This is a genomic window from Halolamina litorea (assembly GCF_026616205.1).
Classification (GTDB): Archaea; Halobacteriota; Halobacteria; order Halobacteriales; family Haloferacaceae; genus Halolamina; species Halolamina litorea.
The window spans coordinates 1,854,962-1,875,726 of sequence record NZ_JANHGR010000001.1; the positions used below are offsets into that span (position 1 = coordinate 1,854,962).

General features: G+C 69.7%; 27 protein-coding genes and 1 tRNA gene. 12 read left to right on the plus strand and 16 right to left on the minus strand.

Annotated features, from left to right (window positions below; all coding sequences use genetic code 11):
• Positions 1-2 precede the first annotated feature (2 nt).
• The 3 genes from NO998_RS09510 to NO998_RS09520 form a co-directional block, all read right to left on the minus strand.
• Positions 3-689, minus strand: coding sequence for a DUF2110 family protein (locus NO998_RS09510; protein ID WP_267646882.1), 687 nt, complete (start codon positions 687-689; stop codon positions 3-5).
• Entirely contained in the window at positions 689-1,210 is a 522-nt protein-coding gene (gene tfe / locus NO998_RS09515; protein ID WP_267646883.1) for a transcription factor E, read from the minus strand. The genes NO998_RS09510 and tfe overlap by 1 nt, the downstream gene beginning before the upstream one ends.
• A gap of 100 nt (positions 1,211-1,310) precedes the next feature.
• A complete protein-coding gene (locus NO998_RS09520) occupies positions 1,311-1,898 on the minus strand; it encodes a tRNA (cytidine(56)-2'-O)-methyltransferase (RefSeq protein WP_267646884.1) in 588 nt (195 codons plus the stop codon).
• A 113-nt stretch (positions 1,899-2,011) separates the two neighbouring features.
• On the opposite strand from NO998_RS09520, the gene NO998_RS09525 reads away from it, so the two are divergent.
• Positions 2,012-2,950, plus strand: a complete 939-nt coding sequence (locus tag NO998_RS09525; RefSeq protein ID WP_267646886.1) for an NAD-dependent epimerase/dehydratase family protein — start codon at positions 2,012-2,014, stop codon at positions 2,948-2,950.
• A 48-nt stretch (positions 2,951-2,998) separates the two neighbouring features.
• Here the strand turns inward: NO998_RS09525 and NO998_RS09530 are convergent, their stop codons facing one another.
• Complete coding sequence (locus NO998_RS09530) at positions 2,999-3,187, minus strand: methytransferase partner Trm112 (RefSeq protein WP_267646888.1); 189 nt, start codon at positions 3,185-3,187, stop codon at positions 2,999-3,001.
• Between the two features lie 78 nt (positions 3,188-3,265).
• Positions 3,266-4,585: an adenylosuccinate synthase gene (locus NO998_RS09535; RefSeq protein ID WP_267646889.1), complete on the minus strand. Its 1,320-nt coding sequence runs from the start codon at positions 4,583-4,585 to the stop codon at positions 3,266-3,268.
• Positions 4,586-4,781: 196 nt separating this feature from the next.
• On the opposite strand from NO998_RS09535, the gene NO998_RS09540 reads away from it, so the two are divergent.
• Complete coding sequence (locus NO998_RS09540) at positions 4,782-5,087, plus strand: hypothetical protein (RefSeq protein ID WP_209491732.1); 306 nt, start codon at positions 4,782-4,784, stop codon at positions 5,085-5,087.
• A gap of 25 nt (positions 5,088-5,112) precedes the next feature.
• Here NO998_RS09540 and NO998_RS09545 read toward each other — a convergent pair whose 3' ends face one another.
• The 3 genes from NO998_RS09545 to NO998_RS09555 form a co-directional block, all read right to left on the minus strand.
• A complete protein-coding gene (locus NO998_RS09545) occupies positions 5,113-7,164 on the minus strand; it encodes a DUF7527 domain-containing protein (RefSeq protein WP_267646890.1) in 2,052 nt (683 codons plus the stop codon).
• A gap of 78 nt (positions 7,165-7,242) precedes the next feature.
• Positions 7,243-7,479 (minus strand): DNA-binding protein, encoded by a 237-nt coding sequence (locus NO998_RS09550; protein ID WP_267646891.1) that lies wholly within the window; start codon positions 7,477-7,479, stop codon positions 7,243-7,245.
• A gap of 2 nt (positions 7,480-7,481) precedes the next feature.
• Positions 7,482-7,841: a hypothetical protein gene (locus NO998_RS09555; protein WP_267646892.1), complete on the minus strand. Its 360-nt coding sequence runs from the start codon at positions 7,839-7,841 to the stop codon at positions 7,482-7,484.
• A 102-nt stretch (positions 7,842-7,943) separates the two neighbouring features.
• Between NO998_RS09555 and NO998_RS09560 the strand changes: the two genes are divergently transcribed.
• Positions 7,944-8,528, plus strand: a complete 585-nt coding sequence (locus NO998_RS09560) for a DUF998 domain-containing protein (RefSeq protein ID WP_267646893.1) — start codon at positions 7,944-7,946, stop codon at positions 8,526-8,528.
• A 9-nt stretch (positions 8,529-8,537) separates the two neighbouring features.
• On the opposite strand, the gene NO998_RS09565 is transcribed toward NO998_RS09560, so the two are convergent.
• Complete coding sequence (locus NO998_RS09565; RefSeq protein WP_267646894.1) at positions 8,538-10,163, minus strand: potassium channel family protein; 1,626 nt, start codon at positions 10,161-10,163, stop codon at positions 8,538-8,540.
• A gap of 90 nt (positions 10,164-10,253) precedes the next feature.
• Between NO998_RS09565 and NO998_RS09570 the strand changes: the two genes are divergently transcribed.
• Positions 10,254-10,526, plus strand: a complete 273-nt coding sequence (locus tag NO998_RS09570; RefSeq protein ID WP_267646895.1) for a CDGSH iron-sulfur domain-containing protein — start codon at positions 10,254-10,256, stop codon at positions 10,524-10,526.
• A 46-nt stretch (positions 10,527-10,572) separates the two neighbouring features.
• Positions 10,573-11,067, plus strand: coding sequence for a metal-dependent hydrolase (locus tag NO998_RS09575; protein WP_267647203.1), 495 nt, complete (start codon positions 10,573-10,575; stop codon positions 11,065-11,067).
• On the opposite strand, the gene NO998_RS09580 is transcribed toward NO998_RS09575, so the two are convergent.
• Positions 11,049-11,696, minus strand: a complete 648-nt coding sequence (locus NO998_RS09580; protein WP_267646896.1) for a GNAT family N-acetyltransferase — start codon at positions 11,694-11,696, stop codon at positions 11,049-11,051. The genes NO998_RS09575 and NO998_RS09580 overlap by 19 nt on opposite strands.
• A 38-nt stretch (positions 11,697-11,734) precedes the next feature.
• The gene (locus tag NO998_RS09585) at positions 11,735-12,832 is read right to left on the minus strand and encodes a mechanosensitive ion channel family protein (protein WP_267646897.1); all 1,098 of its coding nucleotides are present in this window, start codon (positions 12,830-12,832) and stop codon (positions 11,735-11,737) included.
• A 79-nt stretch (positions 12,833-12,911) separates the two neighbouring features.
• Here NO998_RS09585 and NO998_RS09590 point away from each other — a divergent pair, with 79 nt between their 5' ends.
• Positions 12,912-13,493, plus strand: coding sequence for a peroxidase-related enzyme (locus NO998_RS09590; protein ID WP_345781120.1), 582 nt, complete (start codon positions 12,912-12,914; stop codon positions 13,491-13,493).
• Between the two features lie 36 nt (positions 13,494-13,529).
• On the opposite strand, the gene NO998_RS09595 is transcribed toward NO998_RS09590, so the two are convergent.
• Positions 13,530-14,138 carry a class I SAM-dependent methyltransferase gene (locus NO998_RS09595; protein ID WP_267646899.1) on the minus strand — a complete coding sequence of 203 codons (609 nt, stop codon included), beginning with the start codon at positions 14,136-14,138 and terminating at the stop codon, positions 13,530-13,532.
• Between the two features lie 134 nt (positions 14,139-14,272).
• On the opposite strand from NO998_RS09595, the gene NO998_RS09600 reads away from it, so the two are divergent.
• From NO998_RS09600 to NO998_RS09615, 4 genes are all read left to right on the plus strand, one after another.
• Entirely contained in the window at positions 14,273-15,430 is a 1,158-nt protein-coding gene (locus NO998_RS09600; RefSeq protein WP_267646900.1) for a methionine adenosyltransferase, read from the plus strand.
• Between the two features lie 72 nt (positions 15,431-15,502).
• The gene (locus tag NO998_RS09605) at positions 15,503-16,375 is read left to right on the plus strand and encodes an NOP5/NOP56 family protein (RefSeq protein ID WP_267646901.1); all 873 of its coding nucleotides are present in this window, start codon (positions 15,503-15,505) and stop codon (positions 16,373-16,375) included.
• Entirely contained in the window at positions 16,368-17,000 is a 633-nt protein-coding gene (locus NO998_RS09610; RefSeq protein ID WP_267646902.1) for a fibrillarin-like rRNA/tRNA 2'-O-methyltransferase, read from the plus strand. Before NO998_RS09605 ends, NO998_RS09610 begins: the two co-directional genes overlap by 8 nt.
• A gap of 76 nt (positions 17,001-17,076) precedes the next feature.
• Entirely contained in the window at positions 17,077-18,168 is a 1,092-nt protein-coding gene (locus NO998_RS09615; RefSeq protein ID WP_267646903.1) for a glutamate--cysteine ligase, read from the plus strand.
• Positions 18,169-18,176: 8 nt separating this feature from the next.
• Here NO998_RS09615 and NO998_RS09620 read toward each other — a convergent pair whose 3' ends face one another.
• Positions 18,177-18,866: a DUF1028 domain-containing protein gene (locus tag NO998_RS09620; protein ID WP_267646904.1), complete on the minus strand. Its 690-nt coding sequence runs from the start codon at positions 18,864-18,866 to the stop codon at positions 18,177-18,179.
• Between the two features lie 115 nt (positions 18,867-18,981).
• On the opposite strand from NO998_RS09620, the gene NO998_RS09625 reads away from it, so the two are divergent.
• A complete protein-coding gene (locus tag NO998_RS09625) occupies positions 18,982-19,308 on the plus strand; it encodes a hypothetical protein (protein ID WP_267646905.1) in 327 nt (108 codons plus the stop codon).
• Between the two features lie 66 nt (positions 19,309-19,374).
• Positions 19,375-19,635: a hypothetical protein gene (locus tag NO998_RS09630; protein ID WP_267646906.1), complete on the plus strand. Its 261-nt coding sequence runs from the start codon at positions 19,375-19,377 to the stop codon at positions 19,633-19,635.
• A gap of 174 nt (positions 19,636-19,809) precedes the next feature.
• On the opposite strand, the gene NO998_RS09635 is transcribed toward NO998_RS09630, so the two are convergent.
• The 3 genes from NO998_RS09635 to NO998_RS09645 all read right to left on the minus strand — a co-directional run bounded on the left by NO998_RS09635 (position 19,810) and on the right by NO998_RS09645 (position 20,626).
• Entirely contained in the window at positions 19,810-20,205 is a 396-nt protein-coding gene (locus NO998_RS09635; RefSeq protein ID WP_267646907.1) for a VOC family protein, read from the minus strand.
• 47 nt (positions 20,206-20,252) lie between these two features.
• A complete protein-coding gene (locus tag NO998_RS09640; protein ID WP_267646908.1) occupies positions 20,253-20,426 on the minus strand; it encodes a hypothetical protein in 174 nt (57 codons plus the stop codon).
• Positions 20,427-20,555: 129 nt separating this feature from the next.
• Positions 20,556-20,626, minus strand: a tRNA-Gly gene (locus tag NO998_RS09645).
• Between the last annotated feature and the right edge of the window lie 139 nt (positions 20,627-20,765).

Here is a 20,765-nt window from a genome sequence, read left to right on the forward strand (position 1 = left end):
CCTCAGGGGACGACGCACTTGAGTTCGGCCGGGAGGTACGTGCCGACGCTGGCGAGCAGGCCAGGTGGGTCGGTCCCCTCCGTGCAGACGACGGACTGTTCGAGCAGCCCCAGCCGTTCGATGGTGACGACGTCGCGGGCGTGGCCCGCGCGGTTCAGCGTCGCACGCACTTCGCCGCGGGTCGCCGAGTTGACGTTGAGCCGACCGCCGGTCTCGCCGTCCTCGTCGCGGGTCCAGCCGTAGAGCAGGTCGCGGCTCTCGTCGGCGAGTCGGTGGTCCCCGTCGGCGTCGTAGACGAACTTCAGGGGCATGTGCTGGACGACGCCGAATCGGTCCCGGACCTGCTCGGCCGTCCCGGGGCCCAGACCGAGTTCGTCGGTCGCGATCTCGATGGGTTGGCCGGCGTCGAGCGTCCAGCCCTTGTCGTTCCAGTAACGCAGGGTGCCGGTGTAGGTCTCGCCGTCGTCGAAGTGGTCGGTGATCTCGCCCCAGCGCTCACGGAGGAGGTTCTGGGCGACCGTCTCGTCGTCGCCCTCGACGGTGACCGAGACGAAGTCGTCGTCGAGGACGCCGATGGTCCACTCGACGTCGAGCTCGGCGAGGTCGTTGGCGACCAGCGAGTCGAGGCTGTCGAGTGCCCGCTCGCGGGCGTCACCCTCGACGTAGCACTTGGTTGCGAGGACGACCATCAGGCCGCCTCGATGTTGAGCTCCTCGCGGAGCTGGTCGAGGCGCCACTCCATCCCCTCGACCATTCGGGTGTTCTCCATCGCTTCGAGCTGGCTGCCACACTCGGGGCACTCGAAGCCGAACTCCATCGCCTCCTCGAACTCGAAGCGCAGCGAGCAGGTCTCACACAGGTAGAACTGGTGTTCGGTCTCGTACTCGATGCGCCCCTCGAGAGCGTCGACGAGCCGGTACATCTCCTCCTCGAGGTTCTCCGGGATGTTCTCGTAGTGGAACGTCCAGAGGTACGTGAGCCAGCCCGAGTCCTCGTCGCGGACCCGGCGGTATGACGCCAGGTCGTTCTCGTAGAGGATGAACAGCGCGCGCCGCACGTCGTTGAGTTCGAGGCCGAGCTCCTCGGCCAACTCCTCGTCCGTAACCTCGCCGTCGGGAGGGGCGGCGGCGACGGGCATCCCCGTCGGGCCGACCAGATCGTGGAGGTACTTCTGAATCACCGGGTCCTCCAAGAGTTCCTCAAAAGCCATTGCGGTGACGTAAAAGGGGCACGCGCTTCAACGTTGTGGGTTACGGGTGTCCGCAGAGGCGTGAGAGCCACAGCGGCCGGGCACCGACGAGCCCGCGAACTCAGCCCTCGTCGTCGATCGCGGCGGGGTCGACGGTGCCGTCCTCGTCGATGTCCTCGGGGGAAACAACGCGCTTACCCGTCTCCATCGGGAGCACGCGCTGTTCGCCGCCCTCCCACTCGCGGTCGAGTTCCGCGCCGTCGAACAGTCGGTCGAGGAAGACGGCGAGGCCGGCGACCTCCGAGTGGGGCTGGTTGGTGACGCCGACGTTCCAGTCGGCGTGGTCGTACACCTCGAAGGGGACCTTCTCGCCCCCGACGACGATCAGGATCGGCTCCTCGGCGTGGACCTCACGGATCTCGTCCTGGACCGTCTGGACCTCCTCGCCGTACATGGTGAGGTGGACGACCGTGCCCTCCCAGTTCCGGATGGTGGCGCGCTGCTCGCCGTTGAGTTCCACCTCGAAGGGCCCGCCGAAGCGGTCGGTGATGTCCCGCACCGTCTCCGCGGACTGGCCGGCGTTGTCCGGCAGGATCACGCGGTCGGCGCCCAGCGCGCGGGCGGTGAGGCCGACGTGGGTCGTCATGCGGTCGTCGCGCCCGGGCCGGTGTCCGAAGCGGAGCACACAGCACTCCGGCTCGTCTTGCATACACCGGCGAAACCGGGGCGGAAGGGTGGCGCTTTCGGTTTCCCGGCCGCCGGCGCCGCCGACGGGCGATGGGTAACCAGAACGCACTTCCCCCGACCGGAACAGCCGGGAACATGGACCTCCGTGGCAAGAACGTAGTCGTGACGGGCGGGGCGGGGCTGGTCGGCTCGCACCTCTCGGGGATGCTGGCCGAGGAGAACGACGTGCTGGCCGTCGACGACCTTTCGAAGGGTTCCCGGGAGGCGATTCCGGAGAGCGTCGAGTTCGCGCAGGCCGACGTTCTCGACCCCGACGACGTGGCTCGCGTCATCGACGAGGAGACCGACGTCGTGTTCCACTTCGCGGCCCACACCGACGTGCGCGTCGACGACCCCGCCGAGGAGCGGCGGGTGTTCGAGGAGAACACCGAGATGACCTACAACGTCGTCGAGCGGATGCGCGAGGTCGGCTGTGACGCGCTCGCCTTCACCTCCTCCTCGACGGTGTACGGCGAGGCCCCGATGCCGACCGCGGAGGAGTACGGTCCGCTGGAGCCGATCAGCATCTACGGCGCCTCCAAACTCTCCGACGAGGGCGTGGTGTCGACGTTCGCGAACTCCTACGGCATCCAGTCGTGGGTGTTCCGCTTTGCCAACATCGTCGGCCCGCGCCAGCGCGGGAACGTGATCCCGGACTTCATCCAGAAGCTGCAGGACGACCCCGAGACGCTGACGATCCTCGGCAACGGGCGTCAGGAGAAGTCCTACCTCCACGTCTCCGACTGTGCGGCCGCGATCCGTGACGTCGTCGAGACCGCCGAGGGGGACTACAACCTCTACAACCTCGGGTCGAAGACGACGACGTCGGTCATCGACATCGCCGACATCGTCGCCGACACGATGGGGCTCGATCCGGAGTACGAGTTCACCGGTGGCGACCGCGGCTGGACCGGCGACGTCCCGAAGATGCGACTCGACACGAGCAAGCTCTCCGAACTGGGCCACGACGTGCCGGAGGACAGCGACGAGGCGGTGCGGCGCGCCGCGGAGCAACTGTACGAGGAACTGCGCTGAGCCGCCGACGGTGATCGACCGACCGGAGAACGGGAGCCGGGAGCGGCGTCAGTCGTCGTCGCGCATGTCCGGCGGCAGGAGGTTCGGGATCCCGTCCTCGATGGGGTAGGACTCGCCACAGTCGGTGCAAGTCAGCGTCCCCGAGATGATCTCACCGTCGTCGCGCTCGTCGACGTCGAGTTCGAGGTCGTGTTTGTCCATCGGGCAGCAGACGATCTCCATCAGCGACTCCTTCATCACCCACCGATGAGGCCGGGCGGGGCAAAAGGGTGCGGGTTCGCCCGGCCGGGCGTTCGCGAGCGGGAGCGGCGTCCCTTACCAGGGGGTCTGTCGCTCGACGGTCTGGTCGCGGTCGGGGCCGACGCCGACGGCGTACACCGGGGCGCCGAGTTCGCCTTCGAGGTACTCGAGGTAGTCACGGCAGGCGGCGGGCAGTGCGTCGTAGCCGTCGGCGGCGACGGCGCTCCAGTCCTGCTCGGCCCAGGTCTCGAACTCCCGGAAGTTCGGCTCACAGCGCGCCCACTCCTCGGTCGTCGCGGGCATCGTGGTGCGGGTCTCGCCGTCGAGGTCGTAGCTGTGACAGACCTTCAGTTCCTCGAGGCCCGCGAGCACGTCGACGTGGTTCACGGCCAGACCGGTGAACGACGACCGGCGCGCCGCGTGGCGGAGCATCGGCACGTCGAGCCAGCCGATCCGGCGCGGGCGGCCGGTGACGGTGCCGAACTCCCCGCCCTTCTCGCGGATCTCGTCGGCGAGGGCGGCCTCGCCCTCGTCCATCTCGGTCGGGAGCGGCCCCTCGCCCACGCGGGAGAGGTACGCCTTCACGATGCCGACGATCTCGCCGGAGCCCACGACGCCGGGACCGACGCCGGAGCCGACGGCGGCGCCGCCGGCTGTCGGGTTCGAGGAGGTGACGTTGGGGTAGTTCCCGTGGTCGATGTCGATGCTGGTTCCCTGCGCGCCCTCGAACAGGAGGTTCCCGCCGGCCTCGTGCTGCTCGTAGAGGAAGTCGCCGGCCTCGACGAGCATACCGTTCTCCTCGAGGCGGCGGCCGTAGTCGGCGAACTCAGCGACGAGTTCGTCCACGTCGAACTCGGCGCCGACCTCGACGCCGAACACGTTCTCGGCGATGGCGCGCTTCTGGGCGACGGTGTACTCGAGTCGCTGGCGGAGCACGTCCGTATCGAGCAGGTCGCCGATCCGGACGCCGCGACGGCCGGCCTTGTCCTCGTAGGTCGGGCCGATGCCGCGGCCGGTGGTGCCGACCTTCATGTCGGAGTCCGCCTTGTCGGCCTCCTCGATGTTGTCGAACACGCGGTGGTACGGCATGATGACGTGGGCGCGCTTGGCGACGCGCACGTCGGGGTCGAGGCCCTGCTCGCGGAGTGTCTCGATCTCGTCGAACAGCGTTCGGGGGTTGACGACACAGCCGTTCCCGAGCACGCCGGTCTTGCCCCGGACACAGCCGCTGGGCACCAGCGAGAGTTTGTACTCGTCGCCGTCCTCGACGACGGTGTGGCCGGCGTTGTCTCCACCCTGATACCGCACGACGGTGTCGGCCGCCTCTCCCCAGCGGTCGACGAGTGCGCCCTTGCCTTCGTCGCCGAGTTGAGCCCCGACGATTGTGACGGTCATACGCGGCGGTTCTGTAGCCCCGGCTAAACCGATTACGATGCGTTCATCGGGGCGTCGGCGAGCGGGGCGGACGCCGATCCCGGCGCCGTCCGGCGACCGAACCGTTAACTACCCCCCATGCGTATCGTCACCATCCGTGCGCGGCCGACGGTCGAGGGGAAGTTTTAACCCCTCGCAAGAGTAGTTAACATACAGCATGATAGATCGACTGGAGAAGGAAGTGGACATGCTGGAGCGGCACCTCCAGGTCCTCCGAATGGTCATCGAAAACGAACCGATCGGCATCGTGAAGATGTCGAACGAGACCGGCTACCCGCACCACAAGGTTCGCTACTCGCTGCGTGTCCTCGAAGAGGAGAACCTCATCGAGCCGTCGAGCCAGGGTGCGATCACCACCGACCACACTGCCGAGTTCGTCGAGGACCTCGACGAGAAGCTCGACAGCACCGTCGAGAAGCTTCGAGACATGCGGATCGAGTCGGCGCCGGAAGCCGAGAACTGAGGATATCGCTTCGCGCTTTTCTGCCTTACAGCTCCGGGACGCTCACGTGGAACTCCCCGTCGCGGGTTTCGATCAGACAGAGGTGATAGCCCTCCTTGCGCGATAGTTTCACGAAGCTCTTCTGGCGGCCACGGTTCAGGAAGCCGCCGCCGGTGGCGTCCTGGGCGGTCTCCAGTGCGCCCGGTTCGTAGTAGCTGCTCGTGACGAAGAACGCGGCCGATAGCTCCTCGGTGGCTTCGGCGACCGGCGTCGCGTTCCGAATCAGCGACTCGAGCATGGGTTCGGTTGCCGGCTCCCGGGAGTCGTTGAGGTCGGTGACCAGCAGGGGGCTGCCCATCCGGTCCCGGAGCACCACGTCGAAGGCGGCGCTCTCCTCCTCGGCCTCCTCGCCGAGGTCGACCGTGCCGCGGAACTCCACGCGGTCGATGGCCGGGATCGCTTCGAACAGCGTCCCCATCGCGGTCTGGTTCCGCGTCTCGCGGATGTCGTGGATGAACGACTGGGTCAGCCACACGACGAACCCGTACTCGATGGTGTCGTGGAGCCACTCCTCGAAGGGGCGGCCGTCGACGACGGCGCCGTCGTCCTCGAACTCGGTGTGGTGTTCCAGCCGGAGGTTGTCGGTGACGGCGTCGCGGCCGGCGTCCCCACGTTGGGCGTCTTCGAGCGTCGGACCGCCCTTGCGCTCGTACCGGACGAACAGGCTCGTCCCCTCCATCGCCGCCTCGGGGGAGAGTTCGTGATCACCCTCCGGGACGTACTCCTCGGCGGCCGATAGCTCCTCCTCGGCGGTCCGAAGTTGCGCTTCGAGGCGGTCGATCGTCTCCTGTAGCTCGTCGATCTCGGCTTCGAGGTCGTCGGCCCGGGACGTCGCCTCGTCACGTTCCTGCGCCAGTCGGTCGCGCTCGCCACCGAGGCGTTCGGTCTCGGCCTCCAGTTCCGAGACCCGCTCTTGGAGTTGGTCGCGTTCCGCCCGGAGTTCCTCGACGGCCGGGGACGGCTGTGTCGTCGGCTCCGCCGGAGCGGCGTCTGACTCCTCGGCCGGTGGCTCGGCGGTCATCGTCACGGACTCCGAGGGGTCGAGTGCGGGAATCGTCGTCGTCCCGCGCCACTCGGCCTCGGACTCGAACTGATCCGTCGACGGCTCCGCGGAGGCCGGCTCCGCGGAGGCCGGCTCCGGCTCCGGTTCCGGTTCCGGCTCGGGGTCGGCCGCCGTGTTGACCTCTCGGTCCGTCCAGCTACCCGAAGAACTGTCGGCCGTCGACGCCGCTGGCTCGTCGACCGTCGACGCCGCCTCGGCGCGGTCAGGCGGCGTGTCCGGTTCAGTCGTCCGTTCCGAACGCCGGTCGGTGGGCTGGGTGTCGGACTCGGTTTCGGCGCGCGCCGAGCGACCGCTGGCCGCCGTCTCCGCGGCCGGGTCGGGGTCGTCAGCGGCCGAGCCGGTGTCCTGCGGCGACTGCTCGTCGTCGGTCGTGGGTGGCTCTGAATCGGTCGCGGTCGGGTCAGGATCGGTCGCTGTCGGGGTGGGGGTCGGCTCCGGCTCCGGTATGTCCTCGATGTCCAGCCCGACGGTGGTGACGCGGTAGATACCGACCTCGTCGGCCGCGCGCTCGAACGCCTCGTCGCCGGTGAGCCGGCGCTCCTGGTTGCCGACGAAGGCGACGGCCATCCGCCGGCCGCCGTAGTAGACGAGGTAGTAGTCCCCCGAGAGGACGTTCTCCGAGAGCTCCACGTAGCCGGTGAAGTTCCCCGAGGTGAGCGTGCCGTCGACCTCCGAGAGCGGCGTCTGCTCGGTGTAGTACTCGCCGCGTTCCTCGCCGCCGGTCTCCTGCATCGCGAACAGCAGCGGGAGCGACCGGTCGGGCGCGGCGAAGGCGGTGCCGTCGGCGTCCTCGAACCGGGAGAGGTCCCCCTCGAAGGACCCAAGCACCCGGCCGTTGAGCATGAACAGCCACGCCGTGCCGTCGGTGACCGCGCCGGTGAACTCCCGGTCAGCGAGGTCGCGCAGTCCCGCGTACCCGTCACTGAACGGCTCCGAGTCCCACTCGGTCACCCGTTCGACCGTGTTACGCTCCATCGTTGGACGGTACTCACCCGGTGCGGTCAAAATACTTTGTGGAGCGCTGCCCGACGGGACAATGATCTGATCCGTCAGTCACCGCGTCGCGTACAGCAGCAGGAAGCCGAAGTAACAGAGCGTCAGCGCGAGCAGCATCCGGATGCGCACCCGCCGAAGTTCGTCGGCCTCGGCCTCGCGGGCCGCGACGACGGCCTCCCACTCGTCGTCAGTCACCTCGTGGGTGTGGCTACTGCCGTGGTGCAGCGCCAGGAGGCGCTCCGTGGGGAACCGCCGGCCACAGTAGCGACAGCGGGTGCCCGCATCCGCAGCCATGTTCAGCCGAGCGCCCGAACCGGGGCGGCGACGACCGGCGGGACGAACACCGCCAACACCACCAGCAGTTCGGGAGTGACCCCGAGCGTCGACGGCACGACGGCGATGGTCGACGGCAGCAGCCCCAGGAACGCGCCGAGTGTCACCGCCGCCGCGACGACGATGCCGAAACTCGCCGCGCTGGCGACCGCTCGGGAGACCGAGGTGGCGACGAGGCCGAGCAGGACGCCCGCGAGAGCGAGCCCCGCGGGGGTGACCACCGTCGCAGCGGCGCCGAGGAGCCACGCGAGCGCGGTCGCGGCGTCGGCGTACCGGCCGAGCCGAACCGGCGCCAGCCGCTCACCGTAGGCGAACAGCGTCATCGAACGAACCCTCGCACGGCCCGATACAGCCCCGGGTCGTACATCAATCCACCCACTCCGCCCGCCCGAAGGGCTAACTGACGGGCGTGCCACGGTCCGGGCGTGTCTCTCCCTCCTGACCGCGAGACCGGTGCTGGACGGCGCCGCGTTGCCCGCCTCGCCGGCCCGGCCGCGGTCGTCGTCACGCTCGGCGGTATCCTGCTGGCGACCGCACTCTCGCCTGACTTCGGCTGGCAGTCGAACGCCCTCTCGGACCTCGGGGTGGCGCCGGCGACGGCGTGGCTGTTCAACGGGTCGTTGGTGCTCGGCGGACTCCTCGGGCTTCCCTACGCGTGGGCGCTGTGGCGCGTCGCCGCCGACCCCTTGGGCTACCTCCGAGCGGCAACGTTCCTCGTCGCGATGGTGGCGATGGCCGGCGTCGGCCTGGCGCCCGCGGGCACGCCGCTGCACGTCCCGTCGGCGGCGACGTTCTTCCTGCTCGCGGCGTTCACTGCGGTCGTCGACGGCGTGGCCCGGTTCCGGCTGACGACAGGGAAACTGGCGCTGCTGTCGGGCCCGCTCGCGGTCCTCGCGTGGCCGGCGTGGCTCGTCTGGCTCGACGGCGGCGGTATCGCGGTTCCGGAGTTCGTCGGGGCGGTGCTGTTCGGCCTCTGGGTCGTGGTGTTGAGCCCGGAACGGCCGTGGTGAGTCGGGGCGCTAGGAGACCAGTTCCGCGAAGGCGTCGACGGCGTCGTCGTCGCCGGCGACGACCAGCGTGTCGCCGTGTTGGATGCGGAAGTCGGCGTCGACGCCGGTGAGCGTTTCGCCGTCGCGCTCGACCGCCAGCACGGTACAGCCGGTTCTGGCGCGAACGTCCGACTGGCCGAGCGTCCGCCCGACGAGCGCCGGCGCCTCCCGGCGGACGAGTTCGACCTGCGTCTCCGGGGTGATGACCTCCTCGGCCAACAGCTTCGAGGCGAGCATCCGGCCGCTCACGGTCGGGAGCGAGAGGACGTAGTCCGCGTCCGCGCGGTAGAGCTTCGGCGCCGAGTCGGCGTCGTTCGCGCGGGCGATGATCCCCGTCTCGGGGGCGACCCGACGGGCCACGAGCGCGGCGAACAGCGCGGTGGTGTCCTCCCCCAGCGCGAGGACGAGCGCGTCCGCCTCGGTGAGGTCGGCCTCCTCCAGCGTGATCGGATCAGTCACGTCGCCGACGACGTCGACGCTCGGGCTGTCGTCGAGGTCGACGAGGGTGACCGACAAGCCCGCGGCGGTGACCGCCTCCGCGACCGAGGAGCCGACGACGCCGTTCCCGGCGACGACGATGTGGTCCTGTGGGGGCCGGTTGGCGTCGAGGCTGCGTCGCTTCATCGCCTCCACGCCCGCGTCCGGGCCGACGACCAACAACACGGTGTGGTCGTCGATCCGGCGGCTCGGGTCAGGGGCCGAGACGAACTCCCCGCGGAACCAGGCGCCGACGATGTTGGTGCCCGGCAGGTCCTCCGTCCCGCAGTCGCCGATGGTTCGGCCTTCGAGGTCCGAGCCACGCTGGACCAGGAGTTCGGCGACTTCGAGGTCCTCGGTGATCTCCACCGCGCCGCTGAGTTCCGAGGAGACCGCCGTCGAGGCTTTCCCCGCCAGCGACTCCCCGAGCACGCTCCGGGGCTGGACGACCTCCTCGGCGCCGGCGTAGCGGTGGTAGTCCGCGTTCGAGCCGTCCTCGACGAGGCTGAGCACCGGGGTCTCGGGGGCGACGTGCTGAGCCGCGAGGATCACGCTGGCGTTGGTCTCGTCGTCGTCGGCCGCGACCACCGCGTCGGCGTCGGTGACGGAGACGGCCTCCATCGTCTCGACGTCCTCCGGGTTCCCGAGGACGACCTCCACCCCGTCGGCTTCGAGTTCCGTGACGGTCTCGTCGTCGGACTCGACGACGACGTAGGACTGACCGCGGGCCTCCAGTTCGGTGACCAGCGTGTCCACCGTGGGCGAGAACGTACAGACCACGATGTGGCCCTCGCCGTCGAACTCGCGTGCCGGACCGGAGGCCAGCGCCTCGGCGAACAGAGGGAGCACGAACGCCGGCAGCGTGAGGAAGATGAGCGCGACGCCGGTGAACTGCATCAGTATCGAGAGCGCGAGCATCGCCGTGGAGTCCCAACTGGCGGACTGCTCGCCGTAGCCGACGGTGGTGAACGTCTCGACGACGACGTGGAGCGCCTCGATGAAGCGCATCTCCACTCCCTCGATCCGGGCCATCCCCTGCTGGTAGAGGACCGCGTAGACCACGATGACGGCGGCCGTCCCGAGGAGGAACATTCCCGCACGCTGCGCCGGCTTCGCCATGGGTGGGCTACCGGGGGCGGGGGCTAAAAGTCGCCGGCTACCGGCGTGGATTCGCCCAAGAGCTATCGGCGCGGGCGACCACCGGCGGGTATGAGCAGGGAGGTCACCCGCGACGCACACGGGCCGGCGTATCTCGACGAGGACGACATCCACCCCGAGAAGGGCGACATCGCGGTCTGTCGCTGCGGGCTGAGCGACGAGCACCCGTTCTGTGACGGCTCACACCGACGGACCGAGGACGAGGGCGACGGGGTCTATCGCTACGTCGACGGCGAACGCCTGGAGGTGGCGAGCGTGACGTTCGCCGACGGGGAGACCGTCGAGTACGGCGCCGAACCCACGGGAAACGGCGAGGACGGCTGACACGTCGGCCGGACGCTTTAGGAGGATGGCGCGTGCAGACAGGGGCGTGTACCGGACCGGCCACCTCGGCGTCTCGCTGCTGGTCTTCGCCCCCATCGGCTACCTGTTCGTCGCCGCGGGCGAGCCACTCGCGGCGCTGGTCACCGGCGGAGCGATGCTCTGGCTGGCGATGCTGCCCGACGTCGACCATCGGATCCCCGGCATCTCCCACCGCGGGGTGACTCACTCGCTGCTGTTCGCCGCGCTGGTCGGCGGCGTCTTCGCCGGGGCGGGCGCGCTCCTCGCCGACGGCCTCGGGACACTCGACCGCGTCCGACTCTCGACGTTCGGCTTCTTCGTCGGGTTCGTCGCGGTCGGTGCCCACCTGCTCGGCGACGTACTCACGCCGGCCGGGGTGAACCTGTTCTGGCCGTGGCGCCGGGAGTTCAGCCTCTACCTCACCCGGGCGGACAACACCCTCGCGAACTACGCGCTGTTCGCACTCGGCGTGTTCGCGGTCGGTGTCGCCGCCGTGTTGGCGGTTCAGGGCGTCCCGGTCTGATCGAGGACGAGCACCGCACTCGCCGCCCATCGCTCGTAGCCCAGCGACTCAGCGAGCGCCAGCGACGCCGACGCGGGCGTTCGGTAGCGAACGACCGCTCCCGGGTCGGCCTCGAACGCCGCGGCGGTGACTCGTGAGACGACCGCGCGCCCGTGCCCTCGCCCGCGGCGCTCGGGCGCGACGACGACACCCACGTCGGGGAACGGCGGTTCGCCGAGCGTCGCCGTTGCGACCAGGTCGCCGTCACGGAACAACCCCGCCGTGCGCCCGGGGCGGAACGTCGGCGACGCCCGGCGCCAGTCGGCGTCGGGAACGCGTGCACGGAACGCGGCGAACGCGGCCTCGTCGTCCGCGGCGAGTAGCCGGGCGTCCGACGGGACCGGCGAGAACGCGGCGGCGTCGACGTACGCGAGGACGAACAGGCCGTGAACCGACGCGACGGCGGCCCCGTCGGCGTCCTGGGGGGTGGCGACGACCATCGCGTCGGCGTGACGGAGGAGTCGAACGGTCCGTGGGCTGGTGCTCCGGGCGGCCGTTACTCCCGATCCGTGGAACGCTTCGGGCGAACAGCCCAGTCGCTCGGCCCACCGGTCGGCGATCCGGTCGCGGGAGGCGGGGTCGAGCGCCACGGTCGCCCACTGTGTCCTGTAGCGACAAAACGGCTGGCCTAGTCGTCGCCCAGCGAGGCCCGCTCCGTCGGGTCGGTCGCGGCGTCCATGGGGCCGTTGACGAGGCTCACGTCCACCTTCCGGAACGGGATCTCGATGTCGAGTTCGTTCAGCCGGGCGTAGATCCCGCGGTTGAGACGGTGGGTCGCCTTCGACCCGCGGACCGGGCTCCGGACCCAGCAGAGCAGTTCGTACTCGAGCGCCGAGTCGCCGAAGGAGCGAAAGCGCATCCGGGGCTTGGGCGAGTCGAGCACCAGCGACTCGGACTCGGCCACGTCGACGATGGCCTCCTCGAAGGTGTCGAGGTCGGTGCCGTAGGCGACGCCGATCGGGACGCGGATACGCTTGCGGGCGCCGGGTGCGGACTCGTTGATGATCTTCGCGGCATTGAGCACCGCGTTGGGGACCGTGACCAGCACCTCGTCACGGGTCTGGAGCGTGGTCGAGCGCACGCCGACCTTGACGACGGTGCCGCGCTCGCCGGAATCGAGGGCGACGAAGTCGCCGATCTTGTACGTGTCGTCGAAGTAGAGCGCGATCCCTCCGAAGAAGTTGGCGACGGTGTCCTTGGCGGCGAAGCCGATGGTGATGCCGACGATCCCCGCACCGGCGAGCAGCGGCGTCACGTTGATGCGCCAGATCGAGAGGACCGCCCCGGCGGCGCCGATGAGGACCACGAGGGTCCATACGTTCGAGAACACCGGCGCGAAGTCGAAGCGCGGGCCGGCGTCCTTCACCGAGTCGACCGCGCGGTTGACGATGGCGTTCAGCGCCCATGCCCAGACCAGCACCAGGAGCGTCAGCGCCGGGCGACTCAACAGCGCGTCCCGGGTGGCGGCGTCGACGGCGAGGGCGTCGAGCACGCCGCCGTCCCCGGTGAGCAGGAACACGCCGGCCAGCGCCGCCGTCGTCACGAGCGGAAGCCGAAGCTCGTCGATCAGGATGTCGTCGAAGGCGTTCTCCGTCGATCGGCCGAACCGGCGGAGCGACCGGATCACGACGCGCTCGACGATGACCGCAGCCAGAAGGCTGGCGACGACCACGACCACCAGCGCGGCGAGTGGCGGGAGCGCGTCGAGGGCCGTGATGGGGTTCATGTGGTCCGGAAGCGGTAAGCTGGCTTAACGGTTTCCCGCGCCGGGCGGCTTGAAGTGGGCGCCGGTCCAACGGTCGGCGATGGCCGATCCCGAACTGGACGACGACGCGATGACCCGCTTTTCGGTGCCCGACTTCGAGGACCTGCCGGAGGACCTGCGGAGCCGTATCGCCGAGGAGACCGAGCAGGCCGGCTTCACGCCCAACGTCTTCTCCGCGTTCGCCTACAAGCCGAGTCACTTCCGTGCCTTCTTCGAGTACCACGACGCGCTCGTCGACGACACCGCACTCGACCGCGAGGAGGTGGAGATGCTCGTCGTCGCCGTCTCCGGCCGGAACCACTGCTACTACTGCAACGTCGCCCACGGCGCGCTGCTCCGGATCTACTCGGGGAACCCCGAACTGGCCGACCAGTTGGTGGCGAACTACCGGCAGGCCGACGTGAGCGAGAAGCGCATGGCGATGCTCGACGTGGCCGTGAAGCTGACCGAACACCCGGACCGCGTGGCCGAGGCCGATCTCGAACGGCTGGCCGAGGTGGGCTACAGCGCCGAGGCGATGTGGGACATCGCGGCCGTGACGGCGTTTTTCAACCTCAGCAACCGGATGGCGATGTTCGCGGACATGCGGCCGAACGCGGAGTTCCACACGATGGGGCGCTGAACGGCACCCGCCCGGCGTGGTCAGTGTCGCTGATCGCTACCGCCGGCGGACGCCGACGAGGTACGCGGGGTTCTGGCTCCAGCGCCGTTCGAACGCCGTCGGGATCGAGAACTCGATCTCCCACTCCCGCCCCGTGAACCGCCGGCGTAGCTCCTCGGGCGAGATCCCGTACACGTCGCCGTCGACGCGCCGAGCGTCGCCGAGGACGTAGTAGTGGCCGCCCGGGGGAACGATCTGGGCGAGTCCGTCGACGAACCGGTCGCGCTCGGCGTCGCCGAGGACGTGGAACATCGCCGAGTCGACGACGGTCGGGAACGAGAAGCCCGCGCGGGCGAGGCCGCCGAGGTCGAGGGCGTCCCAGACGGCGAAGTCGGCGTCGATGCGGCGCCCGCGGGCCTTCGCGCGGGCCTGTTCGATCGCCCGCCGTGAGAGGTCGATCCCCAACACCTCGTGGCCCCGCCGGGCGAGGAAGAGCGCGAGTTCCCCGGTGCCACAGCCCACGTCGAGCACCGGCCCGCGGATGCGGCCCGACTCCGCGAGCGCGAGGAACGCCGCCTGCGGTCGGCCGATGTCCCAGTTCGGGACGCCGGTGTAGGCGGCGTCGTAGACGTGTGAGACCGGGCGGCTCGTGAGTGGGACGCTCATCGGCGCCCACCCGGTCCGTCTCCAAACGTCGTCATAGCCGGGTGATACGCCCCACGACTCATCAATCCCCACCCGGAACAGTCAGCTTCCCGACCGGTCCGCGGACTTTTGCCGCCGCCCGCGCAGGGCGACACATGACCGACGTGCTCGCCGTGACGACCGTCGACGGCGACCCGGCCGCCCGCCGGCGGACGGAGTTCGTCGAACGCAAGGGGATCGGCCACCCCGACTCGCTCTGTGACGGGGTCGCCGAGGCGGTCTCGCGGCGCCTCTCGCGGTTCTACCGGGCCGAGTTCGGCCGCGTTCTCCACCACAACACCGACAAGGTCCACCTCGGTGCCGGCCGGGCCGAACCGACTTTCGGTGGCGGGCGAGTCGTCGAACCGATCTACGTCCTCGTCGGCGGCAGGGCGACGACGACCGTCGACGGTCGGGAACTCCCGATCGCGGAACTGGCTCGCGAGGCCGCCCGCGACTACCTGCTGGGGACGGTGCCCGAACTCGATGCCGACCACCTGCGGATCGAGACCCGGATCGGGCGCACCTCCGCCGACCTCGCCTCGCTGTTCGACCGGGGATCGGTCCCGCTGGCGAACGACACCAGCTTCGGCGTCGGTCACAGCCCGGGGTCGGCCACCGAGCGCTTCGTCCGGACGCTCGAACCGCGGCTCCACGCCGAGATCGACGCCGTCGGCAAGGACGTGAAGCTGATGGCGCTCCGCCGGAGCGACGGGATCCACCTCACGGTCGCCGCCGCGGTCGTGGACCGGTACGTCGCCGACGTGGCCGACTACCGGTTAGTGCTTGATCGCGTGCGAGCGCTCGCCCACGAGCACGGAGAAGCACACCTCGACCGCCCGCTCTCGGTTCGGGTCAACGCGGCCGACGACTACGAGAGAGGGTCGATCTACTTGACGACGACTGGGCTCTCGGCGGAGGCCGGCGACGACGGCGCCGTGGGTCGGGGGAACCGGGCGAACGGCCTCATCACGCCGGGACGACCGATGAGCCTGGAGGCCACGGCGGGGAAGAACCCCGTGACTCACGTCGGGAAGCTCTACAACCTCCTCGCGCTCCGCATCGCCGAGGGGGCAGCGGCGGACCTCGACGCGAGTCACACGAGCGTCCAGTTGCTCTCGCGTATCGGCAGCCCGGTGAGCGAGCCACAGGCGGTCGACATCGAGACGACGGTCGACGACGAGGGGGCGGTCCGGGCGGTCGTCGCGGAGCAGTTCGGCCGGATCGGTGACCTCACCGATGACCTCGTGGCCGGCGACGTGGACGTGTTCTAGCCGGCCTGTGGGGCGGCGACGCCGCCGAGCCGTTCGGGAACGCCTAAACGACTACGGGGGGAAAGGACGGTAATGACCGAAACCGACGACGCGTGGTTCGCCGGCGTCGACCCCGGGGACCCCGAGGCCGCCGCGGCCGCGATCGCCGACGGCGAGGCCGACGAACCGCGGGACTGGCCCGCGCTGGCCGTTGAGAGCGGCTTCGCCGCCGACGAGGACGAGTACTACGACCGACTTCACGACGCGACCGTCGCCGCCGCCCGCGAGGCCGCCCGTGCGGCCGAGCGCGCGGACGACAAACAGTTGGTCCACGCGCTGCGGGCGATGGACGACACCGAGCGCACCGCCAACGAACTCGCCGAGCGGCTGGAGGAGTGGGCCGGCGCGCTGCTCGACGTGGAGACGGGCGCGACCGGGCTTGACTTCGCCGCCGTCGTCGCCGAGCGCGAGCCCGCCGACGCGACCGAGGAGCGGGCGGTCTCGTTGGCCCGGCGTGTCGTCGACCTGCGCGAGGAGCGCGACGACCTCCGGACGTTCATCGAGCGCCGTGCGCCGGCGGTGGCGCCGAACCTCGCCGAGATGGCCGGACCCGTGTTGGCCGCGCGCCTCGTCTCGCTGGCCGGCGGGCTGGAGTCGTTGGCGAAGATGCCCTCCGGGACCGTGCAGGTGCTCGGCGCCGAGGACGCGCTGTTCGCCCACCTGCGAGGGCACGCCCCCTCGCCCAAACACGGCGTCATCTTCACCCACGAGTTCGTCAGCGGCACGCGACCGGACGACCGCGGTTCGGCGGCTCGCGCACTCGCCGGGAAGCTCTCGATAGCCGCCCGGATCGACCACTACTCGGGCGATTTCCGCGAGAGCGTCCACGATGACCTCCGCGACCGGATGGAGACGATCCGGGCGCGTGCCGAGGAAGACCAAACCGAGGAGGACGACGATGAGTGAGCTTCCCGACGGCGTCGACCGGCGCGCCGTCGCCGGCGAGGAGCGCCTGACGACCGAGGGTGAGCCCGTATACGGCGAACCGACCGCCGACGGCCGGCGCGTGTGGGACGCCGGGCGCTCGAAGCTGGGCGCGATGCTCGAACTGGGGATGGACACCCGGCTCGACGGCGGGGAGTCGGTGCTCTACCTCGGTGCGGCTTCGGGGACGACCGTGAGCCACGTGGCGGACTTCTCGGGGCCGACCTACGCCGTGGAGTTCGCCCCGCGGCCCGTGCGTGACCTGGTGGACGTGGCCGAGGTCCGACCGAACCTGTTCCCGCTGCTGGCCGACGCCCGGAAGCCGCGGGAGTACGCCGGCGTCGTGGAGGCGGACCTCGACTGCATCGTTCAGGACGTGGCGACGCGCGGGCAGGCCGACGTGGCGAACCGCAACGCACAGTTCCTCGGCGAGGACGGGCTCCTGCTGGCGGCGATCAAGGCCCGCAGCGAGAACGTCGTCGCCGACCCCGACGCGGTGTTCGAGGACGTGCGCGAGACGCTCTCGGGGCGGTACGAGGTCCTCGAAACCCGGCGGCTGGAGCCGTACCACGACGACCACCTCGGGATCGTCGCGCGCAAGCGGTAGTCGCATCCGTCCCCTGTCACGTCCACCGTTCCGGAGCCGGCACCCTATTTAGGCGGGCGGTCACAGTAACGCACAAATGGAGGAACTGGGCTCCCGGGACAGCTTCGACCGGATGGGGACCCTCGGGGTCGAGGAGGAGTTCTACGTCGTCGACGGGGACGGACTGCCGGTGTCGGGCATCGACGAACTGGTGTACGGCGAGGCCGAGCCGCCCGAGCCACTCGCGGGGAAGCTGGATCACGAACTGTTCCAGTTCACCATCGAGACCCAGACGCCGCTGATCGAAAACGTGGCCGAGACCGAACGCCACCTGCTCGCGGTGCGGGAGGCGCTGGTCGAGCACGCCGAGGACCACGGCTTCCGGATCGCCGCCGCGGGGCTGCACCCCGAGGCTCGCTGGCGCGAACTGGACCACGCAGACAAGCCGCGCTACCGCTCACAGCTCGAACGCATCCAGTACCCACAGCACCGCAACACGACCGCGGGGATGCACGTCCACGTCGGCGTCGACGACCCGGACAAGGCGGTCTGGATCGCCAACGAACTCAGGTGGGAGATGCCGCCGCTGCTTGCGCTGTCGGCCAACTCGCCCTTCTGGAACGGCTTCGACACGGGCCTCGCGTCGGCGCGAGCGAAGGTGTTCGAGAACCTGCCGAACACGGGGATGCCCACCCGGTTCGCGGACTACGAGGCCTTCGAGCGCTTCGAGCGCCGGATGGTCGAGCAGGGCTCGGTTGAAGACCGCGGGGAACTCTGGTACGACGTGCGCCCCCACACCGGCCACGGCACCGTTGAGGTCCGGACCCCCGACGCACAGGTCGATCCCGCCGTCGTCCAGGCGTTCGTCGAGGGCGTTCACGCGATGGTCGTCGACCTCGGCGAGCGCTACGAGGACGGCGAACGCGGCCCGCTCGACGGCGACGGCCTGCGGCGTGAACTCCTCGACGAGAACAAGTGGCGCGCGACCCGCCACGGCCACGAGGCGACGTTCGTCGACCGTGACGGGGAGTCGACGATCGACCTCGCGGAGGCTATCGAGCGCACCTGCGACCGGATCGGCGACGACGCGCTCGCGGGGCTACTCGGCCGGGAGAGCGGGAGCGAGCGCCAGCGCCGGATCCACGGAGAACAGGGCTCGGAAGCGCTGCGGGAGTCGCTGATCCTGTAACGGCCGGTTCAGTACCGGAGGGTGTACTCACGGATCGAGTCCGGTACCGAGTCGCCCCAGAACCGCTCCATCTCGTCGTCGTCCATGCTCCGTTCGGTCTCAACTGCCCCCTCGTAGGCCTCCCTGAGGTCGGAGACGGGGGACCCGGGCGTGTCGACACGGAGGTTGTGGTAGAGCTTCGAGGGCTCGGCGTGGACCAGTAGGGCCGCACTAAGCGTATCACCACGCGTGTCGCCCCCGGCAGCCTCGCTCGCTTCCAGCGCGGTCAGCAGTCGGTCGGTGAACCGACCGGTCGCACACTCGAAGGCGTCGGCGGTCGCATCGATCACGTCGGGGCCGGCGAGGAGGTCACCGGCGACCGTGTAGTGCTCGCCGACGGCGTGGCCGGCGTGCTCGATACACTTCTCGCCGGTATGGACGTACGTGTTCCCCTCGGCGTCGATACCGTGGAGTTGGAGGCCCGCCGATCCGGAGCGCTCGGCGATCAGCGCCTTCGCCGCCGCAGGGAGCGAGAGCCCACGGTCGAGCAGGGAGACCAACGGGTCGCCGTAGTCGGCCCCCGCGTCCCACGACTGGGTGGCGACGGCGCCCTTCTCGCTTACCCACGGACAGACGGCCCCCACCGCCGGGAACGCCGAAGCGACTGCGACGCCGTACTGGTCCGTGCTCGGGTCGCGCGCGGCGATGGAGACAGTCACGATCGGCCACCCCGCACCGTGCTACTGTCGAACACACCACGACTCCGGCGTATTCGGGCTTGAACGTTCCGGCCGGTCCGAACGCTTTTGCTCGGTGGCGACCCCACCTGTCGACGTGTATCTCTCTCACCCGGTACGGCGGATGCGCCGGGAGCCACAGGCGGAGTCGGTCGCCCTCGTCGTCGAACTGGACGACGGCGACCCGTCGGCGCTAACGGAGACTGCCGAGGAGGCCGGCGGCGGGGTCGAGCGGGAACTGCCGTTCGACTGCTGGCTGGTCACGGTTCCCGAGACGGCCATCGACGACCTCTGTGCGCTCGACGGCGTGGTCCGGATCGAGACGGCTGCGACGCTCGAACACGGTGTCGACGAGTCGGTCGGCGGCGCCGATGAGGACCCCGCCACGGAGGACGAGGGGGTAGGAACGGGCGAGCGGCGCTAACGGCCCGAGGCGGGCGACGACGCCGGCGGGGCCAAACCATTTATGTACGTCCTTCGGTACTGAGCTATGTCGTCTCGCCGGGCACGGGTCGATTCGTTGACCGACGACGTATCGGCCCTGAGCGAGAAGGTGGCACAGCTGTACGAGGAACTCGATGCGGCGGTGACGGAACTCGAAGCCGAGTCCGACGCGGACCCGAACGCGGCGGGGACGACGCCAGCCCGCGCCGACGGTGGGCACGTCGAGTGGGAAGAGGTCGAAACCGCAGGGCCGGACGGCGAACAGGACGCCGAAGACGTGGACTGGACGCCGGTCGACACCGAATAGCGGTTCCCGCGTTCTCCGCAGGTACCCTCCGGAGCGACGCCGGCCGAACGGCTGACGTGGCTCCGAAGTCGAACACATCGGGAGCAGCATCTCCGCCGGTCGGCGTGGTTTCAGCCGCGAAAGAGGGGTAAGGGTGACTCGGACGGTGTTCAGTCGGATGGAGAGCGCTGGCGGTCAGTGGCTGGTCTTGATCTCGACGCGGTAGCCGAACGGGTCGCGGGCGTACACCGCGGGCGCCGTACCGGTGGCCCCCTTCAGGTCGCGAGCCTCACGCTCGATTTCGACGCCGGCCTCGCGGAGGTCGCGCTCGATGGCGTCGATGGGGTCGTCGACGACGATGGCGACGTGGTCGAAGTTCCGCTCTCCGGGCGGGTCGAACTCCTCGCTCGGGCTGACGTGGATCAGGCTGGTCTCCGAGAGCCGGATCGAGAAGATCGGACGCTCGCCCGCGCGGTAGGCGTCGAGGTCCTCCAACTCGAAGCCGAGCGTGTCCCGGTAGAACGCGACGGCGTCGTCGACGCCCTCGGTGGGGATGCGGAGGTTGACGTGATCGAGGTGGCTGGGGTTCACGGACGCGTGTTGGCGGTGGGCGCACTAAGCAGTGTGGGCGGCGGTACTCAGACCCAGTCCTGAAGGCGTGTAGCGATGGGGTACGCGAGCCCGACCAACAACACGACTACCGGCAGCTGAACGATCGGGTCCGGCGGCGCCGCCGCGGATGCGATCGGCACCGCGATCAACAGGGCGACGAGCAACGAGACGACGACACGAACGGGCCGGGAGTCGACCATGGGTGCGAACGGTGACCGAACTAACAAAAACCGCCCGCTTGCGTTGACGGCTGGCCCGCCCGGTGGGGAGACATCGACGCCGGCTCGCGGACAGCGAGCGCAGCGCTCTGGAAGTAGCGTCGAGAGAAGTGCGCTGGCTGGGATTTGAACCCAGGTTGTGACCATGGCAAGGTCACGTGATACCACTACACTACCAGCGCGTTCCTTCGCATTCCCACAAAACAGCGATTAGTTATTAAGACTTGCGAAACGCAGCCAATCGACCGCCGGCGTCGGGGTGTCGTTGACAGGGACCACACCTCGGCGTCGACGGATCCGAGGAGCGGGAACGGGAGTAGG

Excerpts from the sequence above, each read along its gene's own strand:
- NO998_RS09510 (WP_267646882.1), bottom strand. The coding sequence starts at position 689 with ATGGTCGTCCTCGCAACCAAGTGCTACGTCGAGGGTGACGCCCGCGAG.
- tfe (WP_267646883.1), bottom strand. The coding sequence starts at position 1,210 with ATGGCTTTTGAGGAACTCTTGGAGGACCCGGTGATTCAGAAGTACCTC.
- NO998_RS09520 (WP_267646884.1), bottom strand. The coding sequence starts at position 1,898 with ATGCAAGACGAGCCGGAGTGCTGTGTGCTCCGCTTCGGACACCGGCCC.
- NO998_RS09525 (WP_267646886.1), top strand. The coding sequence starts at position 2,012 with ATGGACCTCCGTGGCAAGAACGTAGTCGTGACGGGCGGGGCGGGGCTG.
- NO998_RS09530 (WP_267646888.1), bottom strand. The coding sequence starts at position 3,187 with ATGAAGGAGTCGCTGATGGAGATCGTCTGCTGCCCGATGGACAAACAC.
- NO998_RS09535 (WP_267646889.1), bottom strand. The coding sequence starts at position 4,585 with ATGACCGTCACAATCGTCGGGGCTCAACTCGGCGACGAAGGCAAGGGC.
- NO998_RS09540 (WP_209491732.1), top strand. The coding sequence starts at position 4,782 with ATGATAGATCGACTGGAGAAGGAAGTGGACATGCTGGAGCGGCACCTC.
- NO998_RS09545 (WP_267646890.1), bottom strand. The coding sequence starts at position 7,164 with ATGGAGCGTAACACGGTCGAACGGGTGACCGAGTGGGACTCGGAGCCG.
- NO998_RS09550 (WP_267646891.1), bottom strand. The coding sequence starts at position 7,479 with ATGGCTGCGGATGCGGGCACCCGCTGTCGCTACTGTGGCCGGCGGTTC.
- NO998_RS09555 (WP_267646892.1), bottom strand. The coding sequence starts at position 7,841 with ATGACGCTGTTCGCCTACGGTGAGCGGCTGGCGCCGGTTCGGCTCGGC.
- NO998_RS09565 (WP_267646894.1), bottom strand. The coding sequence starts at position 10,163 with ATGGCGAAGCCGGCGCAGCGTGCGGGAATGTTCCTCCTCGGGACGGCC.
- NO998_RS09570 (WP_267646895.1), top strand. The coding sequence starts at position 10,254 with ATGAGCAGGGAGGTCACCCGCGACGCACACGGGCCGGCGTATCTCGAC.
- NO998_RS09585 (WP_267646897.1), bottom strand. The coding sequence starts at position 12,832 with ATGAACCCCATCACGGCCCTCGACGCGCTCCCGCCACTCGCCGCGCTG.
- NO998_RS09590 (WP_345781120.1), top strand. The coding sequence starts at position 12,912 with ATGGCCGATCCCGAACTGGACGACGACGCGATGACCCGCTTTTCGGTG.
- NO998_RS09595 (WP_267646899.1), bottom strand. The coding sequence starts at position 14,138 with ATGAGCGTCCCACTCACGAGCCGCCCGGTCTCACACGTCTACGACGCC.
- NO998_RS09600 (WP_267646900.1), top strand. The coding sequence starts at position 14,273 with ATGACCGACGTGCTCGCCGTGACGACCGTCGACGGCGACCCGGCCGCC.
- NO998_RS09605 (WP_267646901.1), top strand. The coding sequence starts at position 15,503 with ATGACCGAAACCGACGACGCGTGGTTCGCCGGCGTCGACCCCGGGGAC.
- NO998_RS09610 (WP_267646902.1), top strand. The coding sequence starts at position 16,368 with ATGAGTGAGCTTCCCGACGGCGTCGACCGGCGCGCCGTCGCCGGCGAG.
- NO998_RS09615 (WP_267646903.1), top strand. The coding sequence starts at position 17,077 with ATGGAGGAACTGGGCTCCCGGGACAGCTTCGACCGGATGGGGACCCTC.
- NO998_RS09630 (WP_267646906.1), top strand. The coding sequence starts at position 19,375 with ATGTCGTCTCGCCGGGCACGGGTCGATTCGTTGACCGACGACGTATCG.
- NO998_RS09640 (WP_267646908.1), bottom strand. The coding sequence starts at position 20,426 with ATGGTCGACTCCCGGCCCGTTCGTGTCGTCGTCTCGTTGCTCGTCGCC.